This window comes from Kamptonema formosum PCC 10802 (assembly GCF_000332335.1).
Classification (GTDB): Bacteria; Cyanobacteriota; Cyanobacteriia; order Cyanobacteriales; family Oscillatoriaceae; genus Oscillatoria.
Genome location: NZ_KB235948.1, coordinates 4,775,702 through 4,800,391, shown reverse-complemented (window position 1 = coordinate 4,800,391; position 24,690 = coordinate 4,775,702). Strand labels below are relative to the sequence as shown.

The following is a 24,690-nucleotide window of genomic DNA, read 5'->3' as shown; positions in this document are numbered from 1 at the left end:
GCGAAAAAGTTGCGGCAATTTTCTCGTTCTTGCCGCTGGCAACAGCTCCGGCGATTGTGCTAAAATTTTACTGGAGGATGACTGTATCTGTTATCAGCGGCAGGTGATCTGAACCAACATTCCGACCTGTCCGGGTATGCAACACTTGAATTCCCTCACTGACCAAACAGTGATCCAGCGGAATCAACAGCAAGGGGGATTGAGCGGGCCAGGTGGGCAGGATGCCAAAGCCGGTGCGGCTGTTGTGAAGTTTGGTTTTTTCGACAAAGCTTTTATAATAGGGCGACCAGACGGTCATGTTCAAATCTCCAAGCACAACCTTTGGGGTTTTTAGCTGCTGGAGGTACTGGCTGAGTTCTTTGATCTGGCTGTTGCGCCACTCAAAGTAGCCTTGACTGATGGGAGGAAGCGGATGCGTGGCGAGAATTGAAATAACTTTTCCTTGCCAGGTGACACTGGCAGACAAACTGGGAATTTCATTTCGGAACAGCTGGACAGTCTTGTTCTGGAGAGGCAGAGAGCTATAAAGGGCTATTCCAAAATTGTCTTCCCGAGGGTATACTAAAGAATAGGGGAGAATATCCCGAAGCGGGTCCAGTCTTTTTGCCCAAGTCTCATTGACTTCTAAAAACACAGCGATCTCAGGTTTTTCTTCTTGGATGAGGGAGAGAACGTCCTGATAGCGCCGGTTGGAAGTCAGGACATTGGCCAGGAAAAACCGCAGCTCCAGTCCCGCAGGAGTGCCGGCACTCTTGGGCTGGGGGATGTACCAGGGGACGATGGCAGCAAGATTGAGAGCGATGCAGAAGAGACTGACAAGACACCACACTTTTTTGCGGGTAAAAGAAAAGAAAATTAAGGCCAAGCAGCAGGTGGCTAGATATTGTAATTTGAAATGGCTGGTCAGTTCAAGATAGAGGTGATAGCCGCCCAGATAGCCGGTCAGAGAAAAGAGCGCAGAAACAGCGGTTCCGAGAATTAGGCAGCGGGAGAGGGCGTTTTTGATTTGCTTGCGCCAGTCTGCGATATTGAAAAATGGGTGCATAAACCTGTAAGGCGAGTTTGAGAGCGCACCGCACCGGCAGCAAACCCGGGGTGCCGGTTGCGGACAGTCAGAGACAGCCGTCGTGAGAGGCAAACTGGAAGTGTTTTGGCAGGAGCGCGGAGGGTGGTACAATTTGGGGGGCCGGCACCGGCACGGAGCTTTGGCGAGAGCGCCCCAGCCTGTCCGGGCGGCCTGCCCGAGCGCCAGAACGCCCCCTGCCCTCGCTCCCGCCAGAAAAGGGCGTCCGTTACATCCGCTACCGAATCAGGGCTCCTGCATCCGTTATATCCGTTATAGGCGCGTAAGGGGAGCCATTGCCCCTGGGCGGACGATCGCTGCGCCTTGCCTGGCTCGCAAGCCAAGGGGAAAGCGTATTCGTGCAGTTTCGCAGTAATCTGAGAGAGAAAATGTATCAGGAACACCAACAACTCCAACCCCAAACCGAGTGATCGCCATTTATCCGGGCAGCTTCGATCCCATTACCTTCGGTCACCTCGACATCATTGAGCGTGGCTGCAAGCTGTTCGAGAGCGTGATCGTGGCGGTTGTGCGCAATCCCAACAAAACGCCGCTGTTCACCATAGCTGAGCGCGTCAGCCAGATTCGCCTGTCCACGCAACACCTGCCCAACATAGAAGTGGACAGTTTTGAAGGGCTGACGGTAAACTATGCCAGAATGCGAGAAGCTACAGTGCTGCTCAGGGGGCTGCGCGTCCTTTCAGACTTTGAAATGGAGCTACAGATGGCGCACACCAATAACACGCTCTACGAGCAAATAGAGACAGTTTTTCTCGCCACCTCTAACGAGTACAGTTTCTTAAGTAGTAGTGTAGTGAAAGAGATCGCCAGATTTGGTGGCTCTGTCGATCATCTAGTCCCCAAACATGTTGCCCTAGAGATTGCCCGATGTTACGCCAGGACACATCCCGGATCGATCCCGACCTCACAGGAAGCAGCCCTCAGGATGAATCACGACCGAGTGGACCCGGAGGCATAGATATCCAGCGGGAGCTCAACCGGCTCGAGGAGATGATTCTCGACAGCCCCCGCATCCCGCTGACGCGACGCACTCTCATTGATGAAGAAATTGTGCTCGACCAGCTGGATCTGGTGCGCCTGAACTTGCCCGCAGCTTATCTGGAGGCGGAAGAAATTATGCGCCGCCGAGAGGAAATTCTGGGGCAGGCGGAGCGGTACGCGCAGGAAATCCTGGCGGCAGCTGAGCAGGAAGCCGCTCAGATTCTGGATGAAATGGGGCTGCTCCGGCAGGCCAAGCAGGAAGCGGAGCAAATCCGGCAGCAGGTGCAGCAAGAGTGCGAGCTAGTCCGAGAGGAGACGATCGCTGAAATTGAGCGGGTGCGCCGGCAAGCCGGACAGGAAATCGAGGAGATGCGGAAGCGGGCGATGGCGGAGTGCCAAGAGATTCATGCCGGTGCGGACGACTACGCCGATCGGGTGCTGAGAAATATCGAGCTGCAGCTGGGCGAAATGATGCGCGTGATCCAAAATGGCCGGCAGCAGCTGCACCAGGAGTCGGCAGCGTTGCGCCAGCCCGAGGCGCAGCCGGCTGTCCCCCCACCGGCGCGTCCGGCACCCCAGACGCGCCCTACCGAGTGGCCAAAGCATTAAACGGGCCAGTGCGGTGCGCGTCCCTTGCGCACTGTACGGCTAGCCCCTGGCCCTATTCTGGATACCAAAACATGCCTTTAATCCCCTCAGGGTCAGGCATAAAGCCTAAATTTCGGTAAAAATCCACGACGTGGGGGTCGGCGAACAGCGTAATGTTGCTGATATCCTCACTGCGAAGTTTCTTGATTAGGAACTTCATCATCGCCTTGCCCAAGCCTTTGCCCTGACAGTCAGGGTGAACCACCACATCCCAGAGGGTGGCATTAAAGGCATGGTCTGAGGTAGCGCGGGCGAAGCCAATCAGACGGCGTTTGGCCCCTCGCTGCTCCCACATCGAAACCACGAGAAAACTGTACTGAATGGCTTTTCTGACCTTCCGCAGCGGACGCCGCGACCACCCCACAGCATCGCAGAGTTCTTCGAGTTCGTAGAGGTCAATGTCCCGGTCGGTGGTGAAATAAATGCGCAAGGGATTGCCGTTGCGATCCCGCAGGATCTGGGGGACGGGCTCGCCTGCACCTGCAGCAACATAATCCTCAGTTTGGACTGCATCGGGGGCAGAAGAGGCGTCAGAACCGCTAAATAAGTTTTTCCAAAAACCCATGCCGGCGACTTTAAGGTATTGAGACTTGCCCCCGGCGGGAAGCGCGGGGAATTCTTCAGGCGCAGAGGACGGGAATATCTGGTAGGGGCTGCATAAGAGCAGCTCCCTATTTCCCGGCACACCACGGCAGCCAATCAGGCTACACGTGCTGTCAAAAGACCGCTGTTGATTCAGCGAGAGGGAATTTACCGCACCGTCAAGAGACGCGACGGACGCGTTCTAGAGGTGAGGGGAACGCGAGAGTCCCCACGTAGTATTGAAAACATTATATCAGGATGTTGTGTGCACCTAAAAGCCCGCAGGCATTTATTTGTGTCAGTCCCGACCGAGGGATTCACGCCACCAAACTTTAGCGCCACCTGTAGATAATAGCACCTTCCCAGATACGGGCCGCAGAAAGTCCACAGTGGCGCTAAACCTGTTGGCCGCCGGTTCGCATCGCCCCCTGGCAGTTGAATTCCCCCCGGAGCGCCAGACTTGAGTGTTTTTGCTCAGGGGTGCCGTGGCGGGACAGCCCGGGCGCGACCTCGGAGGGCCCGCCAAAGTTATGAACCTGTGAGAGCCATCCAGCCCTAGAATGGGAAAAGGGGTCAGTGCGGCTGTTGTTCAGGAGAATTGGTGAGAGCGGCTCGCTCAAGCCATGCGGCCTAATTGTAGCGACTTGAAGGAGTGTGGCGCTGAAAGCGATTCGTAACAAGCTCAAGCAGAATAGCAAGCAGGCCACTCCCAGGGCCAAACACGCGAGGGACAGCCGGCAGGTGCTGTGGCGTGAGGCGCACAATGTTTGTGTGAAGCTATCTGCAAACGGACTCAAAAACTGTTGGCTTACCGCGTCAAACCTCACGACCCTTGGATGGAGAAATTGTCCAGCGGATGGAGCCAGTATGGTGTTCAACCGTTCGGGGAAACGCTCTTTTAGTGCCGCGCCCCCACTCGGTACGGTTTAAAGGCTACGATCGCTTTCGTGGCAGTATTTCCTGTCACTCAATGCTGCCAATCTCACCCTGAAAAATCAATGCCCCTTGACCTCGGGCTTTACAGCAGAGCGACCGTCCGGATTTGAGATTGACAGAGACTTAAACGCCTCTATCCATCTGGAAAACTGTCCATCACCAGAGGCCGGCGCAGGTGCTGGAAGCCTGCTTCACCCGCTTAAAGCGGGTGCGGCAGAGCGGGATAGCGATTGTGCCGGTGCGCCCCAAAAAAGCAGGGAGCTTTCCATCAAAAAAGGGCAGTGATGTCCGTCGCTGATTTGGGCGAGTGCGGATTGAGCAGAAACTGGGCTGCAGTCCTCCCCAGTGCATTCGAGCTGGCAAGTGAGTTTCCCCCCCCGATTATGGCTCCAGGTTTAAAATCATCTACACTTGAACTGCTCAAGCGCTTTAACCGGGCGTTTCCCCAGTTCTACGAGCAATTTGTCAGCAGTGAAATTCAACTGCAAAACCTGAAGCTCGCCTACCAGCTTTACAAAAAGCGGCAAGCCGTGATTGAGCTGAAACCGGAAGGCAACAAAAGCGCCCTGCATTTTGCATACCGCAACCAGTCGTTCCTGCTGAGCGACATTTTTGGCGTCCTGGCTGCCTACGGGCTGACCATCCACAGCCTCAGCCTGTATGGCCAGATATGCCCGCCGATGCTGGTGTTTATCAAACTGGTGGTGTCTCGCGGGGGCAAAGCGCTGACGGACAAGACTGCAGAAAACGTCTGCAGGGCGATTCGGGAGGCTCTGGCGGGGCACTTTGAAGTCGAAGAAATGCTGGCGGTGGAATTCAACCTCGACGCTGGCCTCGAGGACGTGGAAACTGAATTCTACGTCGATCCCGTCTTCCACCTGCCGGCGCTGCTGATAGAAGCGGATAACCAGCCCGGACTGTTCTACAAGGTGATGTACGCCATCTGGCAAGAAGACTTGCTGGTGGTGAACGCCAACTTGCTCGTCTGGCGCGGGCGCACCCGCTTGATTCTCTATCTCTTGGGCCCGAACGAGAGCTTGATTCCCGATTACCTGGGCCACAAAATTGCCGAAAGCGTGCGCCAGAGATTGCTAGGCCGGCGTTTTTAGGGGCTGAACGCCCCAGAAACCCGGTTTCTTTAAGAAACCGGGTTTCTCAGTCGCGACGCTGTTGAATTGGCCGGTTGGCGCTCTAGGGGCCGGCAGCGTCTGGCAGATTTCGTTATGCCTCACCCGGAGGCGGCTTTGGGGGCGCTGCTCGATTCCACTACAGAAGAGAAGATTAACATTATACCGCAAGTTGTCTCGAAAGTCAAGCAGCCGGTTTATTTTATTGCCGGCGCTCGGGACTCGATGATGGAGCCGAAATATGTGCGCCACCTGGCAAGCTCTCACCCGCTGTTTCCAGGGGATGGGGACAATGTGATTGAAATTCCCGACGGCGGAAGGCGATCGTGGAGCAGCCGGAGGCCGTCGCCGCTCAAATCCGCACCCTGATTGAGCGTCACCGGGAGAGCAATAGTCACTTAGGTTCGGACACGCTCGTCGGAATGATCGCCTATCCTACCTTGTCCCGACGTAGAGCAGGCGCTCCCTCCGTGCCCTAACCAATATGACTGCTGCTATAAAGCTGCATGACGCCGGTGATGGCCAGCCGGGACTGTCCGCCCAGGGTCAGGGGGGAAGTGTGGCCCCGATTCAGGTGATCGGCTGCAGCGCAGGCGATCATGGCGGCGTTGTCGGTGCAGAATTTTAGGGGCGGAAACAGCACCCGCAGATTGTGGCCGGTGGCGGTGGAAAGCAGGTGCTTTCTCAGTCCGCTGTTGGCGGCAACCCCACCGCCGACGGCGATGGTGTCCAGACCTAAGTCCAGGGCGCAGGCAATGGCGCGCCGGGTCAGGGAGCGGGCCACGGTGTCCTGAAAGCTGGCGGCGATGTCGCTCACCGGCAGGCTGTCGCTCTGTTGCTGCAGCTTTTGCACCAGGCGCAGCACTGCTGTTTTCAAGCCGCTAAAACTGGAGTCGTAGGGGTGATAGCCGCCGGCTGGCAGGGAAATATTGCCTTCGGGCAGGGGAAAGGCTTGGGGATTGCCGCTTTGGGCCAGCCGGTCAATGGCCGGCCCCCCCGGATAGCCCAGCCCGAGCAGCCGGGCGACTTTATCGAAGGCTTCGCCGGCGGCGTCATCGCGGGTTTGGCCGAGGGTTTCGTAGATCCCGCAATCTCTGACATGAATCAAGCTGGTGTGGCCGCCTGAAACGAGCAGGCAGAGAAAGGGCGGCTGCAAGGAGGGCTCGCTGAGGTAGGTGGCGTAGATGTGGCCTTCTAGGTGATGGACGCCGAGGAAGGGTTTGTTGCGGACGGTGGCCAGGGTTTTGGCGGCGGTGAGCCCGACTAATAGGGCACCGACCAGACCGGGGGCGCAGGTGGCGGCGACGCCATCAATGTCGGCCCAGCTGAGGCTGGACTCTTGCAGGGCTCGGGCAATGGCGTCATTGACGGTTTCCACGTGCTGGCGCGACGCCACCTCCGGCACTACGCCGCCGTACTGCCGGTGTGTTGCAATTTGTGAAGCAATGACGCTGGAGAGGACTTCACGATTCTTAACAATTGCGGCGGCAGTTTCGTCACAACTTGTTTCAATTGCTAAAACCGTTGCCATTGGCTGGTAATGTTTTGAAATAGGTACTTGTAGTAGCTTAAACTTTCCTGAGAGGCCGCAGGGGAGTATCATTGCTTTCATGTCAGCGCCAACCGGCCTGCACAAGTAACCTCAGCAGGTTGTCCACAAAAATTTACATTTTGTAACAAAAGGAAAAAATTGGATGCGACGATTGTTGGGTCTGATTATGGCCATTAGTGTTTGGATCTGTGCTGTCCCAGCCGCCTCGGCAGATGTGGCGGGCCTAGTGCCGTGCAGCGAATCGCCGGCTTTCCAGCAACGGGCTGAATACGCTCGCAATACCACCGCTGACCCCGAATCAGGGAAAAAGCGATTTGAGCGCTACTCGCAAGCGCTGTGCGGTCCTGAGGGGCTGCCCCACCTGATTGCTGATGGCCGGTGGAGCCATGCGGGAGACTTTATTATTCCTGGCATTCTGTTTCTGTACATTGCTGGCTGGATTGGCTGGGTCGGTCGGGCCTATCTGATCGATATCCGCAAGGGTGAGAACCCCGAAGAGAAAGAAATCATCATCGATGTGCCCAAGGCCGTTGGGTTAATGCTCACCGGCTTTGCTTGGCCACTCGCTGCAGTCAAAGACGCCCTCAGCGGCGAACTGTATGCCAAAGACGATGAAATCCCCGTGTCCCCACGCTAGTCCATTTTGAGTTGCTAACCGTTTTTAGGAGAATCCCCCCATGAAAGACTTGCAGCGCTTTCTTTCCTCTGCGCCGGTGCTGGCTGCAGTTTGGCTGAGCTTCACAGCTGGGCTTTTGATTGAAATCAACCGCTTTTACCCCGACCTTCTTTTCCACCCCATGCAGTAAAGGGCTCAGTCCCCTGTCATCTGTACTGGATCATTTGTCAGGTGCTGGCGGTTTTTGCCCGCCGGCATATGACCCCTGACGAAGCACGGAAACTCGCGGTCGTGAGGCGCAGTCGCGTGCGGGGGTGCCAGCGCCCCCATCGTGACCGCAGGGCACGCACGGATCGCGGGTTTCATAATTAGAGAAGCCGTGCCGGCGGAGAAAAATTAAGTTTTATAAATTTCTGAGAGATTCTGCCAGGGAAACCGGTTTTTAGCTTAAAATATTGCAACAACGTTATATAAATACGGAGAAAGCATGGCAGCAACAGCAGATCCCAGGAATCGGGAAGTGGTTTCCGCAGCCGGCGACCCGCAAATTGGCAATTTGGCCACGCCGGTGAGCGCTTCTGATTTCACCAAGACTTTGATTAACAATCTGCCGGCGTACCGGAAAGGGCTGTCTCCCTTCCGTCGCGGTTTAGAAGTCGGGATGGCGCACGGCTATTTGCTATTTGGCCCGTTCGCCTGGACGAGCCAGTTCCGCAACACTCCGGTGGCCGATGTGGTTGGGTTGATTGAAGCTGTAATTTTAGTGGTGATTTTGACCCTGTGCCTGTCGCTGTACGGGAGTGTGGGCGTGCAAAAGCCGGTGGCGACAATTACGACGCCCAATCCCCCGGAAGGCTTGGGCACAGATGAAGGCTGGAGCGAATTTTCTGGCGGTTTTCTCGTCGGTGGAATTGGCGGTGCGGCTTTCGCTTATATCCTCTATCTGATTTTCCAGTCGGGAGTGTTTCAAACTTTCGGCAATCTAGTCGGCTAAGTGCCGGTGGGGGCGGATTGAGAATTTGAGCTTTTTGCCCCGCGAGTTTTTATAAAGCCCGTCTCTGCGATTTATGAGTTGCAGGGGCGGGTTTTATGTTGCAGTTTTGGGGTGCCGGTGGCATCTGTCTTTAGAGGGAAATTTCTCGTTTCCAGCCTCAGGCTGGAAACGCTGTCCTGGAGGCTCTGCCTCCAAAGGGCAGACAGGAAGATTAAAAGCCTAACAGCTGATTATATAGCCGTTAGAATTGATTTGTGAGAATTATTTTTTAATAAACCGCCAAGACGCCAAGAGCGCCAAGGCATCTAGGGGTCTTTGCGGTTAAAAATCCGTGTTCAATGAGAAACGAGATATAGCGGTTCTCAGATTGATATAATATGGCCCATAAAGCCATTTTTGTAGGGGCGGGCCCTTCCGCCCCTACCGTTAGCGTAGCGGCTCCGTTAGGAGCCGTTTGTGTGTAGCATACTAATTTGAGAAACGCGATATGCTGACAGTTACCTTTCTCGAACGGCCACATTTGCACTCGGGGTAAAAGCTAAGTTCTGCTCGAAATTTGCGCTTCTGTGTCAGGCACACTCAGCACTTTGTTTAACTGCTTCATGCGCTTTTGTTGACTCTCTTGCTCTAACTGAGCCATGAGAAGTTCTAGCTGCAAACCGGCCAACTCCATCTCCTGGCGCGAGCGACGGGAGTTAGCCACTGTCTGCTTAACCTTTTCTGGATCGGGCACGGGCGGCATTTCACTCATGTCAAACTCCAATCTAGTTTAATTTCTTCTATACTGCGCTGCAAAGCAGGCACCCGGTTTTGTAAGGTTGCAATCGCCTCTGCCAGTAATCTTAGCATGTCAGGAGCGACAGCGGGTTGTGAGCCGGCAATCCTAAGCTGAAGGTTTGACAGTTGGGAGAATCGAGCTGCAGCTTGTTCTGCGATATCCTGAAGTTCATTCAGAGCCATGACAGTCCTGTCCGTTTCTCCAAAACGTTCTAACAGAACAAACTCTGCCGTTTTTGCCTCATCAACAATATCCAGCAACTGCTGTTTCAAACTCCAGATAGTAGCGGCAGTTTCTGGGGAGAGCTTTGCCATGTTTTTCTAATTTAGATGTTCTCCTACAAATTCTAAGGGGAAAAGGGGTATCCGCTGCACCGATGTTCAGAGGTCTAGCGCCTCTCTCTCCCCCACTCATATCACACAAGCAATCGCCAACCGGCAGCACCGGCAGACGAAAGACAACTTTGGGTGCGTTCCGCTGTGGGGAACGCACCCTGCTGACTGCAATATTCAGCAACTCACCGGCGCAAATACCGCCGCTTCAATCTCCTCTAATGCCTTTTCCAAATTATCATTAACAATCTGGAAGTCAAACTCACCGGCAGCGGCAATTTCTTCTTTGGCGCGCTGCAGTCGGAGCGCCATCGATTCTTCCGAATCCTTACCCCGCTCGCGGATGCGGGTTTCTAACGCATCCATTGTTGGCGGGAGGAGAAAGATTTGCAGCGCTTCTGGAAACGACCGGCGAATTTGCCGCGCCCCTTCCAGTTCAATTTCCAGCACCACCCACTCCCCTTCCTGCAGGTGAGTTTCCACCTGGCGGCGCAGCGTTCCGTAGTAATTGCCGGCAAACTCCGCCCACTCCAGCAGTTCGCCGGCGGCGACCATTTGCTCAAACTGGTGCCGGTCAATAAAATAATAGTGTCTGCCGTTAATCTCACCGGCACGGGGGGAGCGCGTCGTCACGGATACCGAGAGATACAGTTCAGGATGACGCCGCCGCAGCGCTCGCAACAGGGTTCCCTTCCCCACGCCACTTGGCCCAGTCAGTACAATCAGTTTGCCGGTTTTCATGCGCCCGCTACGTTGAAATTTCTTCCTTTCATCTTCCTATCAACTGGGCGTTGGAAGCAACACCGAGCCGGTCTTCGCAGGGCGGGGGCCACACGGAGACTGCCCCCGTGGCCCTGTTACCGTAGGGGCAGGGCCGGCGTGCACTGGTGTCAACTTAAGCTCCCGGCGATTGGAAATCGCGGCTACACAAACCAAGTCCGCCTACGCGGACTTAAGAGAATAGCTAGAATCTTGAAACCCGCGAAGGCGGGTTTCGTCTGTGTAGCTGCGGTTTCAACCGCCTAGAGACTACGGGACACAGCTTAATTTGACACCAATGGGCCGGCGTGCCTGCCCGTTTTTCCTGGGGCTGATTCAATCCAAAATCCGGCCATCCGGGCATCCAAAATCCAAAATCCAAAATTGCTATTAACCGGCCATTTGGCCGTCTTTATTCATCACGAAGCGATGGGCCACGGTTTCCGGCTGGATGGCCGAAAGGATGACGTGGCTGGAGTCGGTAATGATTACCGCTCGCGTCCTGCGCCCGTAGGTGGCGTCAATCAGCTGCCCTCGCTCCTTGGCGTCGCTGACGATCCGCTTGATGGGAGCAGACTCTGGACTGACAATGGCCACGACTCGGTTGGCAGACACGATGTTGCCAAAACCGATATTGATCAGCTGAATTTGACTGTCCATGACAAACTGACCGCCTAGCCTTCTGAGGAGCAAACAACAACTCTCTTTCAATGGTATCCCCAAAAATCTTGACTCACAAGCCTAAAAAGCGAGAAAATGAGAGATTTTAGAATTTTTTCTCTTTTTTTCAGCTTTTTACCAACTTGCGCCACGGATCTGCCAGCATGGAAACAGATCCTATCCACTTGAAGCTGTGCGAACGGTTGACTTCACCACCTTAACTGCTGCGTGCTCTGAGCTGCGGGCCACCTGGCTGCCGGCGCGTCTGGAACAGGTTTACCAGCGCGACCGGCACACCATCGCTATCGCCGTGCGCACTCTTGACCGGCGCGGCTGGCTGGACATTTCCTGGCACCCGCAAGCCGCCCGCCTCTGCACCGGCAGCCCCCCGCCCCGCACGCCGGATACCTTTACCTTCAGCCAGCAGCTGCGCCACCAGCTGGCCGGCTTGGCTTTGGTGGCCATTGAGGCGATTGCCCCTTGGGAGCGCGTCGCCGACTTGCAGTTCGCCCGACGCCCCGGAGAGGAGGCCATCTGGCACCTGTATGTGGAAATTATGGGCAAATATAGCAATGTGATTCTGGCAAATCAGGACAACCTGATCGTCACCGCCGGCCATCAAGTCAGCGACCGGCAGTCCAGGGTGCGCCCGATTCAAACCGGCCAGCCCTACGAAGTCCCGCCGGCACTGCTTGAACCCATACCCAGCTCCAGCGAATCCTTTGACCGCTGGCGGGAGCGAGTCAGCCTGATCCCTGGCCAGCTGGGGCGGCAGCTGCTCAAAAGCTATCGCGGTTTGAGCTCTTCTCTGGTGGAGTCGATGGTGCGAGCTGCCGGTCTCGATCCACAACAGCCGGTTGATACCCTGAGCGACGGTGACTGGCACCGGCTGTTTTCATGGTGGCTGGAATGGCTGCACGCTTTGGAGAAAGAGCAGTTTCAACCGATGCCGGCTGAGGATGGGTACACGGTGATCGGCTGGGGTGCCGGTGGGGCTGGGGATCTCGGTCTTGCGGGAGATTCCCCAATCCAAAATCCAAAATCCAAAATCCAAAATGACAGTCCCCCAACTGTGGGAGAATTGCTCAACCGCTACTACACTGAGCAGCTGAACCAGCAGGAATTCAAGCAGTTGCGCCACCAGCTGAGTCAGAAAATCAGCAGCCTTTTGGGAAAGTTGCAGGTGAAGGCTGGCACGTTTCAGGAGCGCTTGCAGCAGTCGGATCAGGCAGACCGGCACCGGCAGCAGGCGGACTTGCTGATGGCCAACCTCCAGGCGTGGCAGCCGGGGATGAAATCTATCGCCCTCCCGGATTTTGAAACGGGGGAGCCGGTGGCGATCGCTCTGGAACCGGAAAAAAATGCTGTGCAAAATGCCCAAGCTCTGTACCGCCGGCACCAAAAGCTGAAACGGGCCCGCGCGGCTGTTGAGCCGTTACTGGCAGAGGTGCGGGAGGAAATTGAGTATTTGGAGCTGGTGGAAATGGAGATTGCCCAGCTGGAGGGTTATAGGGAGCCGGCTGATTTGAAGGCGTTGGAAGAGATTCGGGACGAGCTGATTGGCCAGGGGTATTTGGAAAATCCGGAATACCGCAGCCAGACGGACGCACCGGCAACGGATTTTTACCGGTACAGGACGCCGAGCGGATTTGAATTGCTGGTGGGTCGGAATAACCGGCAAAATGATATACTTAGTTTTCGTATGGCGGGGGACTACGATTTGTGGTTCCACACGCAAGAGATTGCCGGCAGTCACGCGCTGCTGCGCTTGCCGGCGGGAGCTGCGCCCGAAGAGGCGGATTTGCAATTTGCCGCTGACGTGACGGCCCACTACAGCCGGGCCCGGGAAGCGGCGCAGGTGCCGGTGGTGTATACTGAACCGAAGCACGTCTACAAGCCAAAAGGGGCAAAACCTGGTATGGTTGTGTATAAGCACGAGCGCATCCTCTGGGGGCGTCCCCAAGAAGGCCGGCGCTACGTGAACCAGATGGAAGGGAGCGATAAAGAATTGTGAAAAATTTTTAGTGTTTTTTGTTACAATGAAATTTAGGAAAGATTTAAGATTTCACGGCCCGCTGCACGCTTGGGAACGCGCAGTAGGCCAATCCTCCTGTTGAGACGACAACGCAAGTAGAAAATTTTGAGGGCCAGCTAGTGGATTTAGCTGGTCGTTTTTTATAAGGGCTTAAAAAATAAGATGCGCCCTGATGTGATATAATAGAAAACCTAAATTTTTTGGCTGATTGACCCCTGCTGGCGAAAAGCCAGCCCTGAGGCACTGGCCTGAGTTATTTTCAATTTAATGGTCGCGGCGTGCCGGCAACCTCTGACTGGGGAGAGATTTCCAGCCGGCAGCCCAGGAATTGCTCTCTACGCCCGCAATTCCTGAAAAGCGGGGTGGGATGGGTGGTAGGTGAGCGAGAGCGGTGCCGGTATGACCCCAATCCGGCAGAATAAATTCTGCCGCTATACAGACAAAGCCCGCCTGCGCGGGCTAAGAGATGTTTCCAGGGGGCTGGCCAAGAATTGCTCTCTACGCCCGCAATTCCACCGAACGCGGGGTGGGATGGGTGGTAGGTGAGCGAGAGCGGTGCCGGCAAGAACGCAATCCGGCAGAATAAATTCTGCCGCTATACAGACAAAGCCCGCCTGCGCGGGCTAAGAGATATTTCCAGCCGGCTGGGCACGGAAGTTGGCCCTACCTGCGCAATTCCAGGAAAGCGGGGTGGCGCGGATCGTAGGTAAGCTCAGCGGTGCCGGCATCAATGGTGTGGATGGGAATGACTTCGACCACACTGTTGCTGTAGGCGAGGGCTTCAAATCCTTTTACCAAGTCTGGTGTCCAGGGTTCTTCTTTGACCGGCAGCCGGCTGGTGAGCTGGGCTCGCATCAGTCCGGGCAAAATGCCGGCTTCGAGGGGGGGCGTCCACCAACTGCCGTCTCGCCAGCCCCAGAGGTTGCCGGTGCTGGTTTCCAGCCAGTTACCGCCGGCATCTGTGAGGATGGCCTCTCGGGCACCGCGCTGCTGGGCGGTTTGCAAAGCGAGCCAGGCGGGGAGGTAGTTGCCGGTTTTGTGGGCGGGGAGGGTGCGGTAAAATTGGGGGGAGTCGGCTAGCCACGCGCGAATTCCGCTCTGCTGCCGGTGGCCTAAGTCAGGGGGGAGATGGCGTCCGGTGATGAGTTCTCTGCCGTCGGGGAAGATGGCGATTCGCAGGACTGGCCAGGTGGGGATGAGGGCTTCTGCGCCCTGTCGCAGCCGGTGCCAGTCGGGTTGCTGCCACCCGAAGGTTTGCAGGGTGGTTTGGAGCCGGTGGCAGTGGCCATTCCAGTTGGTTTGGGGGCTGTCGAGGGAGGCGTGATAGACGCGCAGGGTGGTGAATGCGGTGGCTCCGTAGAGGAGTGCGGGATCGTCGGCGGGGAGTTGCAGGGTGCCGGTGGGGTTGAGGTGGCCGGTGTACCAGAACATTTGCGGTTGCAATTGGGTGGTTTGTGGTATGATGAAAGGGAGTAACTTATTGTGTTATTCTTGCCGGTTGATGCGACAGCTGAGGACGGATTTAAATATTTCTGAAAAAAGCCGGTTATTTGCGCAAAGGCGATCGTTTTTCCTGAGGAGTTGGGTAAGCTTAGTTTAGAGCGAGATAGGTCTAGCTGTCGGGGAAGTCAGTATTAGCAGGGATAGGCAATGGTTCAGGCTGAGAAAGAGTATGAAATATCCCGCCGCAAGCGGATTGAGCGCCTTCAGAGGATTATGGCGGTGGTATCAATCGTGTCGTTTGGTGGATCTGTGGTGTTTGGCACGGCTAAACTTTTCAGCAGTGCTCTGAAGCCGAGCAGCGAGTCTTCAACGGCAGCAGTGCCGGTGGCGGAATCGCCCCTGGTAGGGCAAGCGCGAGGCTATGAATTGGTTCTGGAGCGGGAGCCGGAGAATCAGACCGCGCTGGAGGGGCTGGTGAATGTTAGGCTGCAAATGAATGATGCGAAGGGGGCTGTTCAACCGCTGGAGAAGTTGGTAAAATTGTATCCAGGCCGGCAGGATTATAAGGCGCTGTTGGAGCGGGTGAGGCAGCCGGCGAAGGGGAGTGGGGGCGAGCGCCCTGAATCGCCCAGTGCAGGAGGTGCGAATAGATGAGTAAAAGGTTAACCGAAGCTAACTTTTCAGAGTGTAAAGCTAAATTCAACCTGAGTTATCACGTTTCCTACGCTCATGCATGCCAGGAGCTTGTTGGATTTGAAGGAAAAGATGTTCTGGAAGTTGGGGGGAGCTTACCTGAGGAGTTTGTTTTTGATTATCTCCAGGTTAATTCTTGGTCTGCTGTAGAAACGCCTGATTACGAGGCTGCTCTTAGGGAAGTGGGTGGGCTTTCTCACCAAGGCACAATTCTTTATAAGATTAAGGACGCTTCTGGGCTAGGTTTCAAAAACAGAAGGTCAGACAAGTACAATTTTTTTCTGGGGAACATAGAAGATATTCCTGAGGAATACTATGGGAAATATGATTTAATATTTTCTATTGCAGCTTTTGAACATATTCATAAGTTTCCCTTGGCGCTAGATAAAATGTTTTTATGTTTGAAGCCTTCAGGGAAACTATTTTCCCTCTTCGCACCTATTTGGCGATCCCGAAATGGACATCACATACCGAACATTACAGACAATCAAGGGCAAATCTTTGAGTTTAGTAATTCTCCCATTCCTCCTTGGGGACATTTACTTATGAAACCGCCGGAACTGTGCGATTATTTGTATAGTGTTACCGATAAAGAAACAGCTGATTTAATCAGCTATTATGTGTACCAATCGCCTCATATAAATTAAATAGGTTTTTTACAGAAGATTATGTAGGGTTTATAAATCAAAGTTATTTTTTAGTGAATAGGCTGGAGGGTATGTTCGAGGATGCAATTGACCCAGAGACTCAGGAAACTCTAGAAATGCTTTATCCTGGCAGAGCTGAGTTTGCTAATCAGGGAATCTTAGCAGTCCTGGAAAAGCCCTAAAAAATTAGAAGGAAGCAACAGCCATAAAATTAGAAAGTCTTGGGGAGTTGAGTGAGTGTGGGGCTGCAGGTGAATGCTCCTAAGAGGGGATTCATCTATTGCAGAAGTCGGTAAATTTGCATTCTGACTGCTCGGGTGATAAAATGTTTTTGGCTCAGGTGCAGCCGAATTCAATTATGCCCTTGCCGCAACAATGATTAGCTAAAACAGATAGAGGAACGATTGTGAGCGATAACCTTTCAAATTCTGAACTCAACCGCATTATCCCAGCCGAAATAAGAAATGATGAATTTTACGCGGCCATTCAAAAAATAGCCAGAGAAGAAGATATTAAAACTATTTTAGAAATCGGCTCGTCTTCTGGGGAGGGAAGCACAGAAGCATTTGTAACAGGCATTTGCAAAAATCCTAACAAACCTACACTTTTTTGCATGGAGGTTTCAAAAGCTCGCTTCACAGAATTACAAAAAAGGTACGCCACTGATGATTTTGTGAGGTGTTACAATGTCTCATCGGTATCTTTGGAAAAGTTTCCTGACGAGAGCGAAGTAATAAAATTTTACACTTCAACCAGGAGCAATCTAAACTACTACCCACTGGATAGAGTTTTGGGTTGGCTGCGTCAGGATATTGAATATGTAAAAAGCTCTGGAGTGGTTGGAAATGGAATCAAGAAAATTAAAGAAGAGAATGGCATCGTATTTTTTGATGTCGTGCTTATAGATGGCTCTGAATTTACTGGTAATGCAGAACTAGAAGAAATATACGGAGCCAAATTAATTCTTCTTGACGATATAAATACCTTTAAAAACTTCAACACATATAAAAAATTGCTAGCAGACAATAAGTACCAGTTGGTCAATGAAAATAAAAAGCTTCGGAATGGGTATGCAATTTTTAAAAGGAGAGAAAATAAAAGAGACAACTCTTATATGAGAGAAGCAAATTTTAACTTTTCATCGGAAAAATCCGAACAATTGCTCGTCAAAAATATCGTCCAAGCCGGGATGACTGTCTTTGACATAGGTGCGAACATTGGCGACTACTCAATATTATTTAGTGAGTTGGTGGGAAGTTCTGGAAAAGTATATGCGTTTGAACCTGCATCAAATACTTTCAGGAAACTCCAAGCGCGGATAGGTAAATATGGATGTAAAAATGTAGAAATTTTCCAAAAAGCCGTTTATTCGGAAAATAAAACAATTGAATTGAATGAATTTCCAGAAGATTACTCGGCTTGGAATAGTATCGGCAAACCGCAGATGCTGAATCCTGCTAATCCTAGCGAATATGTCCCCATTATAAAAACTGAAATAGTGGAAAGCATAACGCTAGACTCTTTTTGTGAAAAACAGAATATTCAGTTTATAGATTATTTAAAGCTTGACGTTGAAGGTGCCGAAAGTGATGCTCTGCGGGGGGCGGTGGGTCTTTTAGAGAGAAAAGCCATTCGCTTTATTCAGTTTGAAATATCTCACAAGATGTTAGAGGGGTTGAATCGAAGCGCTGTAGAAACTTTTGGGTTTTTATTAAAAAATGGTTATGAGTGTCACCGCATCGTTGAAAATGGAGAGATCGGGGAAGAAGCAATAGATTCAGACTCTTTTTACGAAAATTACATTGCTTTTCCTACCTTTCCCATTCATTTCTTTACCATTGTCCTGAATGGCGAACCCTTCATCCGCTACCATATTGACATATTCAAGCAACTTCCCTTCAAATGGCACTGGCATATTGTTGAAGGGGTAGCAGATTTGAAACATGATACCGCCTGGAGTTTGCAGCTGGGGGGACGGATTGCTGATGAAATCCACCGCAACGGACGCAGCACTGACGGCACAACAGAATACCTGGACGAACTGGCGCAGCTCTATCCAGAAAATGTCACGATTTATCGCAAACCGGCGGGGGTTTTCTGGGACGGGAAGCGCGAAATGGTGAGCGCACCGCTGGCAAACATTCAGGAGGAGTGTTTGCTCTGGCAAGTGGATGTAGATGAACTGTGGACAGTCGAGCAAATCTGTAAAGCGCGACTGATGTTCGTCAACAATCCTGAAAAAACAGCTGCTTTCTACTGGTGCTGGTATTTTGTCGGAGAGAAGCTCGTTATTAGCACTCGGAACTGTTACGCGCAGAATCCCGCACAAGACTGGTTGCGCACCTGGAGGTTCAAACCCGGAATGCGCTGGGCGTCGCACGAGCCCCCAAGATTAGCTGAACCTTTACCCGATGGCCAGTTTCAGGATGTGGCAGCAGTCAACCCCTTTCGACATGAAGAAACAGAAAAACAGGGGTTGGTTTTCCAGCATTTTGCCTATGTGACACCCGATCAGTTGAAATTTAAAGAGCAATACTACGGTTATGCCAATGCTGTATCCTGGTGGGCATCTTTGCAGGAGCAGACTAAATTTCCCGTTCTATTGCGTGAGTATTTTCCCTGGGTGGGGGACGCAACGATGGTTGACACGGCGGAGTCATGCGCTGTAGTGCCAATCGCACAGAAAGAACCCAGCAGCAATGTTTGGCGCTTTGTGCAGCCAGAGGAGTCACAGAGCCAGCCGGCAGCAACTAAGACACAGCCTCCCACCATTCTGATTGACGCTATATTCTTCCAGTTCTATCAAACCGGCATTGCCCGTGTCTGGCGCTCCTTGCTTGAAGAATGGGCGGGAAAAAGTTTCGCTCAGCATATTGTTGTTCTCGATCGCGCCGGAACTGCTCCAGCCGTTCCGGGCATCAAGTATCTTCTCGTGCCTCCTTATGATTATAACAGCACCTCGGCGGATCGGGAAATGCTGCAGCAGGTTTGCGACGAACAGGGGGCTGACTTATTTATTTCAACCTACTACACAACCCCCCTGTCAGCGCCGTCGGTTTTCATGGCGTATGACATGATTCCCGAAATTGTGGGCGCTGACCTCAGAGAGCCCATGTGGCGAGAGAAGCATTACGGTATCGGTCACGCCTCTGCGTATATTTCAATTTCTGAAAATACCGCGCGGGACTTAATAAAGTTTTTTCCCGAGATATCTCCGGAATCTGTTACCGTAGCCCACTGTGGGGTGCAAAAGATTTTCTCGCCAGCCAGCCCGGATGAGATCAGCCGGTTTAAAACAAAGTACGGCATCTCAAAACCCTACTTCCTTGGGGTTGGTGTTGGGAGCAGTTACAAAAACTCTATCTTGTTTTTCCAAGGACTCGCTCAGCTCGCCACCAAACATGGCTTTGAGATTGTTTGCACGGGGAGCGGCGGTTTGCTGCCACCCGAGTTGAGAGCTCACACATCGGGGATTGCTGTTCACATGCTGCAACTCAGCGATGAGGAACTGAGATTGGCGTATGCCGGTGCGGTAGCGCTGGTGTATCCCTCGAAGTACGAAGGTTTTGGGCTGCCTGTTCTGGAGGCAATGTCCTGCGGGTGCCCAGTGATTACTTGTGCCAATGCCTCAATTCCGGAAGTGGCGGGGAAAGCCGCCTTATATGTGAGTGATGAAGATGTTAATGGAATGGCCAATGCCCTGTGCGATGTCCAAAAGCCAGAGGTGCGCAACTCACTAATTGCAGCAGGGCTGGAACAAGCGAAAAAGTTTTCCTGGTCATCAATGGCTCAAAAGGTGAGTTCTGCGCTGATTGAAGCGACTCTCCTTCCTCTTAAGCTGAGCGACATTAATTTTATCATTTTTCCAGATTGGTCACAGCCCGAAGAGTCCCTAGGTGTGGAATTGGAGGGAGTCATCAGGGCGGCTGTCACTCACCCCGATAAAAGTCGCATGACTCTGCTGGTCGATGCCAGCAACATTTCTGAGGAAGATGCCAATCTCATTTTATCCAGCGTTACCATGAATCTTCTCATGCAGGAAGATTTAGACGTGACAGATGGGCCAGAAATTTCTCTGGTGGGACAGCTGGGTGAAATGCAGTGGGAAGCCCTGTTGCCCCGCCTCCACGCTCGAATTGTCTTGGAAAGCGAAAACAAACAGGCGATCGCGGAAGCGAAAGCTGAAACTATTCCCTCATGTGATTTGAACAGCCTCAGCGATAAGCGGACTGTTCAGTCAGAGACGGGAGCTTGGGAACTGAGGTAAGTGCCGGTCAAATCCTAGTAGCAGGCAGAAAAAACCCAAAAGAGTGTCCGAGGTTAAGAAACCCGGTTTTTTTAAGAAACCGGGTTTCTGAAATATTTTAACCGGCCCTACTTAACTATTGACCCCCTTCCATGTAGATCGCCCACATTTGCTCGTAGGCATTCTCCATCTCGCGAGTGAATTGTTTCGCGTTCCACAGGGGAGAGGTTTGCCGCGATTGTCGCAATCGCCAGGAAATTTGTTGCCGCAGGACAGGATCTTTCCCCAAGCGAATCCCCCACTCCACATATTCTTCATCCGTCCAGGCAATCCCTTCCGTTACCCCGGCATTCACCATCATCGTGTAACTGTTGCGGGCAGCAAATTGCTGTCCCACCCGCGTCACCAGAGGAACGCCCATCCACAGAGTTTCCAGAGTCGTAGTAGCGCCGTTATAGGGGTAGGTATCCAGAACTACATCCGCAATGCCTAAATTGGCGCGGTGAATTGCCTCAGAGGGATCGCTTGGCAGAAATCGCAAGCGCTCCCCATCCACTCCTTCTTCCTCTGCCAGCTGGATAAAGAAGCTTGTAATTGACTCTTGGTCAGCCTTACCTTTAATCAAGAAGTAACTGTTCGGCACTTCTTTAAGAATTTTCATCTGCAGTCGCGCTGTATCGCGATGCCGCTTGTAGCCCCCCTGACCGCTATAATAAACCACGGCATCAGTTGGAATATCCAGCTGCTCGCGCCGCAGCGTCGGCACACCGACCTCAAACCCATTCACCGCTATATAAGTTTGGGGCAACCGCCAGATTTTTTCCGTGTAGTAATCCTGAGCCGACTCTGGCAAAACATAGGGATCTGCAATATAGTAATCAATAGCAGGGAGTCCCGACGCATCCCAACCCAGCCAAGTGACTTGAACAGGAGCTGGTTTTAGTGCCATTACCTCACAGGTAATGTCGAGAGTCAAACTGTCCAGATCAATTAAAATATCAATCTCATCTTGATAAATTTGCTCAGCTATTTGCTGATTGTCAGCTCCTAATTTATGAGCTTTGTAAACCTGATTTACATACCATTCTTGCAAGGGGTCGCCTGTCTCCCCATACCCGACAAGATAGGCATGAACTTGAAAGCGCTCCCTATCATGATCTTGAAATATCCATCGAGCCAGCCAGCCTACAGAATGGCTTTTTAGGCAATGAGATATATAGCCAATCTTCAAAGGTTTCGTTCTCGAACCAGTCTCCTTGTTTTTCCTGTTGACATGTCTCTGATAGTAGGACTCCACTCCTTCTCTGGCATAACTTATATAATAAGACTGGCAAAGCCGCGCTACCTGATTCTGAATCAGTCTGTTTTGCTGCGGCTGATCCCGAAAGTAGGGGAAAAAGTACACTGAAGTCAGCATGCGAGACACCGTAGGTTGGGGAAGTTCTGCCGGCTCTTGTGCCACAAGCTCCAACAGCAGTGATTCTTGCAGCTGCAAAGCAGAACAGGCGTCCTCCCAGTACCCGACTGCTCCTAGAAGCCCTCGAATGATCAAGTGATTTGCAAAAACTTTCTCTGGCAGCGTCTCAACAAGAGAATAGCACCGTTTAGCCATCTCTATGCCTTTAGCATAGTCAGCCGCATTTTGAGAAAAAGTAGCGAGATGTCGCAAGGTTTCTGTATGGTTGGCATCCACCCGCAGACACAACTCTACAATTGATGCTGCAATGGTGTGTCTCCCCAGCGAGTGGCCGACTTCGACGGCGGCGTAGAGCATCACATTGTAAAAATCACGATGTTGGTGAACATAAGGCAGACAAGCTTCTGCAAATTCCAGAGATGAAGGGTGCAGCGGGGCGCATTTTAGAACATTCTTTAATACCTGAAGTAGCAAATCGGCATCAGCGCTGGCAGGTTCCTCTGCCTGCAACAGTTCAATTAACTTCCAGGCATCTAGCTCATCTGCTGTAAATCTTTCCAGCTTGATGGCTAGTTCAATCAGATACAGCAGGTTGTTAATATCTGCTGGCTGAAGCTCTCGGATATGCCCCCGAATCAGCCAAGCTACCGAATTATCTTCCAGCGCTTCCCGCCGCTGGGCTTCTGTTTGCAGGACTTGTACGAGTTCCCCTGTCCACTCCTCTACTTCTTCCGCTTCGCCATCCACCATTCCCAGCAGCCAGGTTGTGTGAGCCTCTGCCTCTTGCCCCTGCAAGAGCAACAGCAACCCCAAGTGCCAGTAATGGGACTTCACATCAGGTTCAGCCTCAATTGCCTGTTCATAGAGGCTAATTGCCTTGCTGTAGTCTCCTTGGATGAAGTATTGATTGGCTTCTTTTAACCAATTAGCATAAATTGTTGCACTGCTCCCAGAAGTCATAAAAATTACTTATAAAAATGCCGGGTGATGGAATATAAACAGAGTGGGTAGCATACACTACCCACTCCAGACAACAGCAGATTAACTGCGATTGCCTCAGACGGATGCCGGTGGCATATCTGCCCTACTTGCCTAGTACAGACATACCTGAACAGTCAGTTTTATTATCTGCATAAGTAGTAATAGTTGGCGCTTGACTAGTTCCCGTAGCCGGCTGGAGTTCCTCACACAGGATGGCTCGGGTAGTACTTTGTGAGTTTTCAGTTACAGTCCACACAAGACCTGCGTAGGGCTTTAGGTTTTTCAACTTAGCTGTGGCCAGATGGGCGATGCCGGTATCCTGACTCTGTCCGGCGATTGAGTAGCTATAATTTGTGGTGTCGGTTTTGATGCCAACGCCCATACCTGTCATATCAGTTGCCCAGGAACCCTTTTCCGTATAGACTGCTTGCTGCGCCCGGTTCATGGCACCAACGTTGTTTCTAGCTTCCACCTGCTTCGCTTTGTTCGTCTGGCTGAGGAGAGAGGGCAACGCGACAGCAGCCAGAATCCCGATGATGATAACCACAACTAGCAGTTCAATCAGGGTGAAACCTTTGTCCTCTTTTCTCTTGTTCAGGTGTTGCAGGAACTTGGCCTTAAATTCGGTCTTCATATAGAACGTCTCCGTGAGGTGTGGGATGCTCGATTTCTTTCTCCTGGATATAACTTACCCACCCTCGCTCAGTTTCATATCACCACCGGCAAAAATTTTTTTCCTCGTCTTTAAGCGCTCTCATGGCTATTTATCCAAAATAATGTAGCTTACCCACTTTCGCTCAGTTTCATATCACCCCCAGACAAAATTTTTTTGCCCCTTCAAGCTGAGCGCTCCAAAAGCACATACAGAAAGGCTTCCAGGTCGCTCAACAGCCCCTTGACCTCCTCGAAAGCCGTCTGCTCGCTCACCGGCTCCAAGGTGACGGCATCCACCGACCTAACCTTGAGCCAGCGTTCTACCAGGGCGGGAACCGGCTGCGCCCCCTCCCAGAGGGGCAGCAGACAAGCCGCGATACTGTTCCCTAGCATAACAGGAGCCAGAGCCGGGGTCTGAACATATTTGCTAATTTCATAGGGTCGCTGGTTGGCGACACAGTTGAGCAGGTCTTCGCGCTGCTTAGCGTTTCTCAGCTGGGGGTGCAGCTGCACCCGCGCCCCCAGCCAGTCTGAGTCCGTCCATTCCTCCACCGGCACAAAAGGCTGAGCCTGGTTTTGCTGGCCACACCAGAAGTCAAGCAGGCGGTGGATGGGATGCAGCAGCTCATACATGTGCAGCCGGTCTTCCAGGGCAATTTCGGGCCAGCTCATGGCCAGGAACGCCGGCAAATCATCCGGCTCCTTGAACAGGTCTGTCACCTCCCACTGCCGCCAATTTACCATACTGACAAACTCCAAGTCAGCGGCTCTCAAGACAGAGAACAGTTGCGGGACTGTATAGCCCCTGTCTCCCACTAATAAAAAATTCGATAGAATCGTCTGGTCATCGGTTTCATAGCTAGGCTTCCAGGTTTGTGCCTTTAGCTTGCTATCGTCTTTCAAGGCTTTCATCGTTTCCCGCACAATCTCCATCTCCAACTCGCGCGGATTTTCATCCATCAGCCCCATCATTTTGAAAAGTTCCTGAGCGCGAAATAAGGATTCCCGCTGATATAAGCTGTGCAAATTGCCCCGGATGATTCCCTCTGGTTTTAGTGCGGACTTCAGCGCCCGCAACCCCGCCACTAAATCCGGCATCAGATAGAGAACCTCGTCGCAGTTGATATAGTCAAATTCTATGCCTAAGCTCGGTAGATACTCTATTGGCATCGCATAAAATTCTGCATTCTCAAACCCGTGATATTCCAGCCGCTGCCGCGCAAATTTTACTGACTGCTCTGACAGGTCAATCCCTACAATTTTCGCTCCTGGATTGGCTTCTGCCAGTGCCAATGCTTTGTAGCCACTGCCACAACCGGCATCTAAAATAACTTTCCCTTCTGTTTCTATAATTTTTTTGTTTCTTAAATAGTAGGGAGTCACCAAGTTGTGAATATAGAGAAAATTATAGTCATCTTTTGGGGATTCGTCTAGCCCCTGTCTGGGATAAGGAGCGGTGTCAAATTGCTGGCGAATTTTCTCGCTCAACTCGAAATCTTGCTTATCCATCTTGCCTATTTACTAT

At 52.4% G+C, this 24,690-nt stretch carries 25 protein-coding genes; 14 read left to right on the top strand and 11 right to left on the bottom strand.

The features are described 5' to 3' along the window. Positions 1-67: 67 nt before the first annotated feature. Positions 68-1,138, bottom strand: a complete 1,071-nt coding sequence (locus tag OSC10802_RS0120925; protein ID WP_155968148.1) for an endonuclease/exonuclease/phosphatase family protein — start codon at positions 1,136-1,138, stop codon at positions 68-70. A 352-nt stretch (positions 1,139-1,490) separates the two neighbouring features. On the opposite strand from OSC10802_RS0120925, the gene coaD reads away from it, so the two are divergent. Both coaD and OSC10802_RS0120915 read left to right on the top strand, forming a co-directional pair. Next, positions 1,491-2,042 carry a pantetheine-phosphate adenylyltransferase gene (gene coaD, locus OSC10802_RS0120920; protein ID WP_017718720.1) on the top strand — a complete coding sequence of 184 codons (552 nt, stop codon included), beginning with the start codon at positions 1,491-1,493 and terminating at the stop codon, positions 2,040-2,042. Next, complete coding sequence (locus OSC10802_RS0120915) at positions 1,952-2,674, top strand: hypothetical protein (protein ID WP_044170177.1); 723 nt, start codon at positions 1,952-1,954, stop codon at positions 2,672-2,674. Before coaD ends, OSC10802_RS0120915 begins: the two co-directional genes overlap by 91 nt. A 52-nt stretch (positions 2,675-2,726) precedes the next feature. Here OSC10802_RS0120915 and OSC10802_RS0120910 read toward each other — a convergent pair whose 3' ends face one another. Next, a complete protein-coding gene (locus OSC10802_RS0120910) occupies positions 2,727-3,278 on the bottom strand; it encodes a GNAT family N-acetyltransferase (protein ID WP_017718718.1) in 552 nt (183 codons plus the stop codon). Between the two features lie 1,022 nt (positions 3,279-4,300). Here OSC10802_RS0120910 and OSC10802_RS50505 point away from each other — a divergent pair. The 3 genes from OSC10802_RS50505 (at position 4,301) to OSC10802_RS0120895 (ending at position 5,727) form a co-directional block, all read left to right on the top strand. Next, positions 4,301-4,516 carry a hypothetical protein gene (locus tag OSC10802_RS50505; protein ID WP_017718717.1) on the top strand — a complete coding sequence of 72 codons (216 nt, stop codon included), beginning with the start codon at positions 4,301-4,303 and terminating at the stop codon, positions 4,514-4,516. A 98-nt stretch (positions 4,517-4,614) separates the two neighbouring features. Next, positions 4,615-5,340, top strand: a complete 726-nt coding sequence (locus OSC10802_RS0120900; RefSeq protein WP_026098677.1) for an ACT domain-containing protein — start codon at positions 4,615-4,617, stop codon at positions 5,338-5,340. A gap of 114 nt (positions 5,341-5,454) precedes the next feature. Then, positions 5,455-5,727 carry a hypothetical protein gene (locus tag OSC10802_RS0120895; RefSeq protein WP_026098676.1) on the top strand — a complete coding sequence of 91 codons (273 nt, stop codon included), beginning with the start codon at positions 5,455-5,457 and terminating at the stop codon, positions 5,725-5,727. A 106-nt stretch (positions 5,728-5,833) separates the two neighbouring features. On the opposite strand, the gene tsaD is transcribed toward OSC10802_RS0120895, so the two are convergent. Continuing rightward, positions 5,834-6,889 (bottom strand): tRNA (adenosine(37)-N6)-threonylcarbamoyltransferase complex transferase subunit TsaD, encoded by a 1,056-nt coding sequence (gene tsaD / locus OSC10802_RS0120890; protein ID WP_017718715.1) that lies wholly within the window; start codon positions 6,887-6,889, stop codon positions 5,834-5,836. A 163-nt stretch (positions 6,890-7,052) separates the two neighbouring features. On the opposite strand from tsaD, the gene OSC10802_RS0120885 reads away from it, so the two are divergent. From OSC10802_RS0120885 to OSC10802_RS0120875, 3 genes are all read left to right on the top strand, one after another. Continuing rightward, positions 7,053-7,547 carry a photosystem I reaction center subunit III gene (locus OSC10802_RS0120885; RefSeq protein ID WP_026098675.1) on the top strand — a complete coding sequence of 165 codons (495 nt, stop codon included), beginning with the start codon at positions 7,053-7,055 and terminating at the stop codon, positions 7,545-7,547. 40 nt (positions 7,548-7,587) lie between these two features. After that, a complete protein-coding gene (gene psaJ, locus OSC10802_RS0120880) occupies positions 7,588-7,716 on the top strand; it encodes a photosystem I reaction center subunit IX (protein ID WP_017718713.1) in 129 nt (42 codons plus the stop codon). Between the two features lie 297 nt (positions 7,717-8,013). Beyond that, entirely contained in the window at positions 8,014-8,520 is a 507-nt protein-coding gene (locus OSC10802_RS0120875; RefSeq protein WP_017718712.1) for a photosystem I reaction center subunit XI, read from the top strand. Positions 8,521-9,058: 538 nt separating this feature from the next. Here OSC10802_RS0120875 and OSC10802_RS0120865 read toward each other — a convergent pair. The 4 genes from OSC10802_RS0120865 to remA all read right to left on the bottom strand — a co-directional run bounded on the left by OSC10802_RS0120865 (position 9,059) and on the right by remA (position 11,049). After that, the gene (locus OSC10802_RS0120865) at positions 9,059-9,271 is read right to left on the bottom strand and encodes a hypothetical protein (RefSeq protein WP_017718710.1); all 213 of its coding nucleotides are present in this window, start codon (positions 9,269-9,271) and stop codon (positions 9,059-9,061) included. Continuing rightward, positions 9,268-9,612 carry a hypothetical protein gene (locus OSC10802_RS0120860; RefSeq protein WP_017718709.1) on the bottom strand — a complete coding sequence of 115 codons (345 nt, stop codon included), beginning with the start codon at positions 9,610-9,612 and terminating at the stop codon, positions 9,268-9,270. Before OSC10802_RS0120860 ends, OSC10802_RS0120865 begins: the two co-directional genes overlap by 4 nt. A gap of 195 nt (positions 9,613-9,807) precedes the next feature. Continuing rightward, positions 9,808-10,371: a guanylate kinase gene (gmk, locus tag OSC10802_RS0120855; protein ID WP_017718708.1), complete on the bottom strand. Its 564-nt coding sequence runs from the start codon at positions 10,369-10,371 to the stop codon at positions 9,808-9,810. Positions 10,372-10,779: 408 nt separating this feature from the next. Next, complete coding sequence (gene remA, locus OSC10802_RS0120850) at positions 10,780-11,049, bottom strand: extracellular matrix/biofilm regulator RemA (RefSeq protein ID WP_017718707.1); 270 nt, start codon at positions 11,047-11,049, stop codon at positions 10,780-10,782. Between the two features lie 193 nt (positions 11,050-11,242). Here remA and OSC10802_RS0120845 point away from each other — a divergent pair, with 193 nt between their 5' ends. Beyond that, on the top strand, positions 11,243-13,063 hold the full coding sequence (locus tag OSC10802_RS0120845) for an Rqc2 family fibronectin-binding protein (protein ID WP_017718706.1): 1,821 nt from the start codon (positions 11,243-11,245) through the stop codon (positions 13,061-13,063). Between the two features lie 299 nt (positions 13,064-13,362). Beyond that, positions 13,363-13,506: a hypothetical protein gene (locus tag OSC10802_RS50500; protein WP_155968146.1), complete on the top strand. Its 144-nt coding sequence runs from the start codon at positions 13,363-13,365 to the stop codon at positions 13,504-13,506. Between the two features lie 241 nt (positions 13,507-13,747). Here the strand turns inward: OSC10802_RS50500 and OSC10802_RS0120840 are convergent, their stop codons facing one another. After that, positions 13,748-14,515, bottom strand: coding sequence for an aminotransferase class IV (locus OSC10802_RS0120840; RefSeq protein WP_017718705.1), 768 nt, complete (start codon positions 14,513-14,515; stop codon positions 13,748-13,750). A 219-nt stretch (positions 14,516-14,734) separates the two neighbouring features. Between OSC10802_RS0120840 and OSC10802_RS0120835 the strand changes: the two genes are divergently transcribed. The 4 genes from OSC10802_RS0120835 to OSC10802_RS0120820 all read left to right on the top strand — a co-directional run bounded on the left by OSC10802_RS0120835 (position 14,735) and on the right by OSC10802_RS0120820 (position 20,134). After that, entirely contained in the window at positions 14,735-15,181 is a 447-nt protein-coding gene (locus OSC10802_RS0120835) for a tetratricopeptide repeat protein (RefSeq protein WP_017718704.1), read from the top strand. Continuing rightward, positions 15,178-15,867, top strand: a complete 690-nt coding sequence (locus OSC10802_RS0120830; RefSeq protein WP_017718703.1) for a methyltransferase domain-containing protein — start codon at positions 15,178-15,180, stop codon at positions 15,865-15,867. Before OSC10802_RS0120835 ends, OSC10802_RS0120830 begins: the two co-directional genes overlap by 4 nt. Before the next feature lie 53 nt (positions 15,868-15,920). Beyond that, entirely contained in the window at positions 15,921-16,049 is a 129-nt protein-coding gene (locus OSC10802_RS55760) for a hypothetical protein (protein WP_255349158.1), read from the top strand. A gap of 224 nt (positions 16,050-16,273) precedes the next feature. After that, positions 16,274-20,134 carry an FkbM family methyltransferase gene (locus OSC10802_RS0120820; protein ID WP_017718701.1) on the top strand — a complete coding sequence of 1,287 codons (3,861 nt, stop codon included), beginning with the start codon at positions 16,274-16,276 and terminating at the stop codon, positions 20,132-20,134. A 115-nt stretch (positions 20,135-20,249) separates the two neighbouring features. Here OSC10802_RS0120820 and OSC10802_RS0120815 read toward each other — a convergent pair whose 3' ends face one another. The 3 genes from OSC10802_RS0120815 to OSC10802_RS0120805 form a co-directional block, all read right to left on the bottom strand. After that, positions 20,250-22,490, bottom strand: coding sequence for an O-linked N-acetylglucosamine transferase, SPINDLY family protein (locus tag OSC10802_RS0120815; protein ID WP_017718700.1), 2,241 nt, complete (start codon positions 22,488-22,490; stop codon positions 20,250-20,252). A 124-nt stretch (positions 22,491-22,614) separates the two neighbouring features. Continuing rightward, complete coding sequence (locus tag OSC10802_RS0120810) at positions 22,615-23,145, bottom strand: type IV pilin-like G/H family protein (protein ID WP_017718699.1); 531 nt, start codon at positions 23,143-23,145, stop codon at positions 22,615-22,617. A 203-nt stretch (positions 23,146-23,348) separates the two neighbouring features. Further along, positions 23,349-24,674, bottom strand: coding sequence for a class I SAM-dependent methyltransferase (locus OSC10802_RS0120805; RefSeq protein ID WP_017718698.1), 1,326 nt, complete (start codon positions 24,672-24,674; stop codon positions 23,349-23,351). Positions 24,675-24,690: the final 16 nt, after the last annotated feature.

What these genes read in the sequence shown, in the direction of transcription:
- OSC10802_RS0120915 (WP_044170177.1), top strand. Translation starts at nt 1,952, where the DNA reads ATGTTACGCCAGGACACATCCCGGATCGATCCCGACCTCACAGGAAGC.
- OSC10802_RS0120910 (WP_017718718.1), bottom strand. Translation starts at nt 3,278, where the DNA reads ATGGGTTTTTGGAAAAACTTATTTAGCGGTTCTGACGCCTCTTCTGCC.
- OSC10802_RS0120900 (WP_026098677.1), top strand. Translation starts at nt 4,615, where the DNA reads ATGGCTCCAGGTTTAAAATCATCTACACTTGAACTGCTCAAGCGCTTT.
- OSC10802_RS0120895 (WP_026098676.1), top strand. Translation starts at nt 5,455, where the DNA reads ATGCCTCACCCGGAGGCGGCTTTGGGGGCGCTGCTCGATTCCACTACA.
- tsaD (WP_017718715.1), bottom strand. Translation starts at nt 6,889, where the DNA reads ATGGCAACGGTTTTAGCAATTGAAACAAGTTGTGACGAAACTGCCGCC.
- OSC10802_RS0120885 (WP_026098675.1), top strand. Translation starts at nt 7,053, where the DNA reads ATGCGACGATTGTTGGGTCTGATTATGGCCATTAGTGTTTGGATCTGT.
- psaJ (WP_017718713.1), top strand. Translation starts at nt 7,588, where the DNA reads ATGAAAGACTTGCAGCGCTTTCTTTCCTCTGCGCCGGTGCTGGCTGCA.
- OSC10802_RS0120875 (WP_017718712.1), top strand. Translation starts at nt 8,014, where the DNA reads ATGGCAGCAACAGCAGATCCCAGGAATCGGGAAGTGGTTTCCGCAGCC.
- OSC10802_RS0120865 (WP_017718710.1), bottom strand. Translation starts at nt 9,271, where the DNA reads ATGAGTGAAATGCCGCCCGTGCCCGATCCAGAAAAGGTTAAGCAGACA.
- OSC10802_RS0120860 (WP_017718709.1), bottom strand. Translation starts at nt 9,612, where the DNA reads ATGGCAAAGCTCTCCCCAGAAACTGCCGCTACTATCTGGAGTTTGAAA.
- gmk (WP_017718708.1), bottom strand. Translation starts at nt 10,371, where the DNA reads ATGAAAACCGGCAAACTGATTGTACTGACTGGGCCAAGTGGCGTGGGG.
- remA (WP_017718707.1), bottom strand. Translation starts at nt 11,049, where the DNA reads ATGGACAGTCAAATTCAGCTGATCAATATCGGTTTTGGCAACATCGTG.
- OSC10802_RS0120840 (WP_017718705.1), bottom strand. Translation starts at nt 14,515, where the DNA reads ATGTTCTGGTACACCGGCCACCTCAACCCCACCGGCACCCTGCAACTC.
- OSC10802_RS0120835 (WP_017718704.1), top strand. Translation starts at nt 14,735, where the DNA reads ATGGTTCAGGCTGAGAAAGAGTATGAAATATCCCGCCGCAAGCGGATT.
- OSC10802_RS0120830 (WP_017718703.1), top strand. Translation starts at nt 15,178, where the DNA reads ATGAGTAAAAGGTTAACCGAAGCTAACTTTTCAGAGTGTAAAGCTAAA.
- OSC10802_RS0120815 (WP_017718700.1), bottom strand. Translation starts at nt 22,490, where the DNA reads ATGACTTCTGGGAGCAGTGCAACAATTTATGCTAATTGGTTAAAAGAA.
- OSC10802_RS0120810 (WP_017718699.1), bottom strand. Translation starts at nt 23,145, where the DNA reads ATGAAGACCGAATTTAAGGCCAAGTTCCTGCAACACCTGAACAAGAGA.
- OSC10802_RS0120805 (WP_017718698.1), bottom strand. Translation starts at nt 24,674, where the DNA reads ATGGATAAGCAAGATTTCGAGTTGAGCGAGAAAATTCGCCAGCAATTT.